Source organism: Bradyrhizobium sp. NAS80.1 (assembly GCF_001908205.1).
GTDB lineage: Bacteria > Pseudomonadota > Alphaproteobacteria > Rhizobiales > Xanthobacteraceae > Bradyrhizobium.
Map to the genome: position 1 here is coordinate 1 of NZ_LGHL01000199.1, position 4691 is coordinate 4691.

At 63.6% G+C, this 4691-nt stretch carries 3 protein-coding genes and 1 pseudogene; all 4 read left to right on the forward strand.

Annotation, left to right across the window (positions count from 1 at the left end):
• Positions 1-2149, forward strand: a 2149-nt coding sequence (locus tag AC629_RS47285; protein ID WP_245332095.1) for a TonB-dependent receptor, incomplete at its 5' end; no start/stop codon positions are given.
• 11 nt (positions 2150-2160) lie between these two features.
• Positions 2161-3594: a PepSY domain-containing protein gene (locus AC629_RS35460; protein ID WP_084809400.1), complete on the forward strand. Its 1434-nt coding sequence runs from the start codon at positions 2161-2163 to the stop codon at positions 3592-3594.
• A gap of 121 nt (positions 3595-3715) precedes the next feature.
• Entirely contained in the window at positions 3716-4471 is a 756-nt protein-coding gene (locus AC629_RS35465; RefSeq protein ID WP_084809401.1) for a maleate cis-trans isomerase family protein, read from the forward strand.
• A pseudogene (locus AC629_RS35470) lies at positions 4468-4691 on the forward strand (dihydropyrimidinase); the annotation flags it as partial. The gene AC629_RS35465 and the pseudogene AC629_RS35470, both read left to right, overlap by 4 nt.

Consider the following 4691-nt stretch of genomic DNA (forward strand, 5'->3'; position numbering starts at 1 on the left):
GACCGCGTCGGCCGCGCCAAAGCCTGTCGCGCCGACAGCAGCCACGCAGACACAGACGCCGCTCAACAGCAACGCTGTGGCCGTAAGCGCCTCGCGCCTCGGCCTGACCGTGCGTGAGATTCCCGCGACCGTCGAGGTGATTTCGGCCGCAACCATGCGCGAGCAGGGCTATCGCACCGTGTCGGAGGTGGCCCAGGGCGCGGTGGGCGTCACATCCGGCGACAATCCGGCCGAACCTTCCGCCTTCTCGATGCGCGGCTTCACCAACAGCCAGATCAACATGCTCTACAACGGCATCAAGATCGGCCCGCAGAACATGACATCGCGGATCACGGATACGGCCAATCTCGCAGCCGTGGAATTCCTCAAAGGTCCTGCCTCGCTGATGTCGGGCGAAGGTGCCGCCGGTGGCGCAATCAACTTAGTCACGAAGCAGCCGCACACCGGGCCGGTCCGGAATGAGGCGGATTTCTCCTGGGATTCGCTCAACTCGTTCGGCGTCCATTACGGCTCGGGCGGCAACACCAATGTACAGGGCCTCGACTACCGCTTCGACATCAGCCGTTCCTCGCTCAACGGCTTTGCCGACGACACCAACACGAAAACGTTCGACGTCTCTGGCCAGCTCAATTACCGCATTTCCGACAGTCTGAAGGTCTGGGGCGCGATCGAGTACCGGGAGGACCGCTCGAAAGCCTATTGGGGCGCGCCGCTGGTGCCGGTCGCTTACAGCGGCTCGCACGCGACGACGGGCATTGTCTCCGGCAGTTATGTCTCGAACTTCAATGGGACGAATCTCGGACCGGTCACGATCGACGACCGCACCTTCAATACCAATTACAATGTCCTGGACAACCGCAACGTGGCACAGGAAGTGTGGCTGCGGGGCGGCTTTGAGCTGAAGTTGGCGCCTGACCTGACGCTCAAGAGCCAGGCCTATGCCTATGGTGCAGAGCGTACCTGGTTCAATAGCGAGGTGGAGGCGTTCAACTCCATCACGAATATGGTGGAACGGGAACGCTTCTATGTCGCGCAAAGCCAACGCCTTGTCGGCAATATCACCGACCTGACATGGGATACTGATATCGCAGGCTTCGACAACCGTTTCGTCACGACGGTATCGTCAAGCTACCTCGATTTTGTCAGGCCGGGCGCAGCCAATTTTCCCGACGATTCCGTCACGCTGGTCGATCCAGCGCGCGGCTATTACGGTTTGCTCACGACGCAGCAGCAGACGGCACGTATCGACAACGAGGCGCTATCGTTCGAGGACAGGCTGAAACTGACGCGCAGCTTTGCGCTGATTGGCGGCCTGCGTGTCGAGCATATCGGGCTCGACCGCAATTCGACCAATGTGAGCGGCCTGGAAAAGGCAGGCTTCCCGTTCTCGACAGATTGGGCGCCGGTGACGGGCCGCATCGGCTACACCTGGGAAGCCATTCCAGGCCTGACCTTCTTCAGCCAGTACGCCACCGGCGCGGATGTCTCGGCCAACAACGTCTTCCTGCTCGCGCCCAACCAGCCGCTCGACCTCACGGCCTCGCGTACCTATGAGACCGGCGTCAAGCACCTGTTCTGGGACAACCGGGCGGAGTGGTCATTCTCGGCCTACGATATCGAGCGCAAGAACGTCTATGCGGCGGCCGGCGGCATGCAGCTCAACATCGCCGGACGGCAGGAATCGAAGGGCGTGGAGCTTGCGGCGGCCGTACGCCCGATCGAGCCGCTGCGTCTCTGGGGCAACATCGCCTATGTCGATGCGCGCTACGCCGACTACAATTTTGCCGGCGGCTCGTTCTCGGGCAATACGCCGCCCAACGTGCCGCGCATCGTGGCGAATGCCGGCGTGTCGTATCGGCTCTTCACGCCCTGGCCGGTGGAGCTCGGAATCGTCGGCCGCCACGTCGGCGACCGCTATAATACCGACGCAAACACGGTCACGATGAACGCTTATACCGTGGCCGACGTCTATGCCTTCGTCGACATTCCCAGGACGGTGTTCAGTGCGGTCGACCAGGCCCGCCTGGCCTTCCGTGTGCGCAACATCACCGACAAGCGTTACGCGATCTGGGGCGATCCGTTCTATCCCGATCAGATCCTGCTCGGCGCGCCACGCACCTACGAGATCTCGGCAGCGTTCAAGTGGTAGGCTCTGAACGCATGATGGGCGCGATCGTCCTGTTGCATCGCTGGCTCGGGATCGCGTTCTGCCTCCTGTTCGCGATGTGGTTCGCGAGCGGGATCGTGATGCACTTCGTTCCGTTTCCGTCGCTGACGGAAGCAGAGCGATTTGGCGGGTTCGGGCCGGTCGATCGCACGCGGGTGAGGATCGCGGTCGTCGACGCCGTGGCCGCGAGCGGGATCACGGATGCCACGCGGGTTCGTCTGATCCAACGGAGCGACGGACCGGTCTATATCGTCTCGGGGCCATCGCGCGCACGCGCGGTTCGGGCATCCGACGGACGGGATGCATCGGTGACGTCTCCCGATCTCGCGCTCGCGATCGCGCGGGATCATGCCCGCGGGCGTGGGCTCGATGCCGCTCGGGCTGCGATCGTTGCGCGGTCGGACTACGATCAATGGAGCGTGCCGAACGGCTTTGATCGCCACCGGCCGCTGTTTCGCGTCGCCCTCGGCGATGCCGCCAAGACGGAGGTCTATATCTCATCCCTTACTGGAGAGGTGGTTCTGGACACGACGCGAAGCGAACGCGGATGGAACCTCGCCGGGAGTGTGCTGCACTGGATCTATCCGACGGTCCTCAGAAGTAACTGGGCGCTGTGGGACCGCGTGGTCTGGACATTGTCGCTGCTGGCCTCGATCGCAGCTCTGCTCGGCGCGGTGCTTGGCCTTGTGCGGATCAAGCGGCGAGGGCGGTTGGTCGGTTCACCCTACCGCGGCTGGCACGCTTTGCATCATCTCATTGGACTCGCGGTGACGGCTTTCGTGCTGACCTGGATCTTCAGCGGCTGGCTTTCCATGGATCACGGGCGGCTGTTCTCGCGCGGGCAGCTGAGCCCGGCCGAGGCCGAAGTGACGAATGCCTCGCCGGATTGGGTGGCGACCTCATCGCTCGATCCGCAGCCGATATCGCCGTCGGCCCGTGAAGTCGAATGGTTCGCCTTCAACGGCACCATCTATCGACGCGATCGGGTCGATATCGAGCGCCAGATCTTGATCAAGGCGGGGGATGCCTCCCGCGATGGACAAGCGGGATTCTTGAGCGCGCGCGAGGTTCAGGAGCTAACCATGCGCCTCGCCACTAGCTGCGGTGTGCCGATCGTTCTTGCCGATGATGACGGCTATCCCGCCCAGTCCACCGCCTCGGGTGCGCCGGTCTATCGCTCCCGATGCGGCGACCTGTGGTTCGACATCGACGGCGCTGATGGCAACGTGCTGCAACGGCTGGATATGTCGCGGCGCGCCTATCGCTGGTTCTACAGCGCCTTGCACACGTTCGATTTTCCGGTCCTGCTGGCGCATCCACGTCTGCGTGATGTGCTGATCGTCGGGCTCTGCGTGCTGGGCCTGGTGTTCTCCGTCACAGGGATCGTGATCGGCTGGCGTCGGTTGTGGGCGACCTTTGCTGCCTGAAATGCAAATCGCACAAATTGTATGCAGCATGCAAATTGCGGGTTGCACAGACGGATGCGGACGCGGATGATCGTTTAGAGGAGCGCCGGTACGCTCCGCCGCAACGGGGTGATCCTGATCGATGTCTACCAAGCGCAAGCGCCTCGGCATGATCACGCCGTCCTCGAATTCGGTGCTCGAACCCGTCACCAACGCCATGCTGGCCGGAGCAGATGGCGTTACCGCGCATTTCTCGCGCTTCCGCGTTACCGAGATCGCGCTCGATGCCGCCGCACTGAGCCAGTTCGACGCCTCGGTGATGCTGCCGGCAGCGGACCTGTTGGCCGACGCAAAAGTCGACGCCATCGCCTGGAATGGCACTTCGGCAAGCTGGCTCGGCATCGGCCGCGACAGGAGCCTGTGCGAAGCGATCGCGGCGCGCACAGGCGTGCCGGCGACGACGTCGACACTTGCCTGCATCGATGCCGTCCGCGCGCTCGGTGCCAAACGCGTCGGTCTCGTCTCGCCCTATACGGACGACGTGCAGCGGCGCATCGCCGGCGTCTGGGCCGAGGAGGGGATCGCTCCGCACACGGAGCGGCATCTCGGACTTCGCGACAATTTCTCCTTCGGTGAGGTCACGCCGGCGACGATCGCCAGCATGGTCCGGGCGGTCGCGGCCGAGGGCGCCGATGCCGTCGTCATCCTCTGCACCAATCTCGACGGCGCCGCGCTTGCGGCCTCGCTCGAACGGGAACTGGACATCGCGGTGCTCGACTCGGTTGCCGTCACGCTGTGGCGGACCCTGGAGCTTGCGGGCGGCGACATCCGCGCTCTCACCGATTGGGGCCGGATCTTCCAGACATCAGCAGTCATCAAGTGGCGGAGACTCATGTGACGCAGCTCGATCTTGCCATTCGCGGCGGCACCATCGTGACAGCCAGCGACGAGTTTCGCGCCGATATCGGCATTCGCGACGGCCGCATCGTCAGCATTGCCGACAGTATTGAAGGCGCAGCGCGCGAGATCGACGCGACAGGTTTGCTCGCTCTTCCCGGCGGGATCGACAGCCACGTTCACATTTCCCAGCCCTCCGGCCCCGACGTGGTCATGGCCGA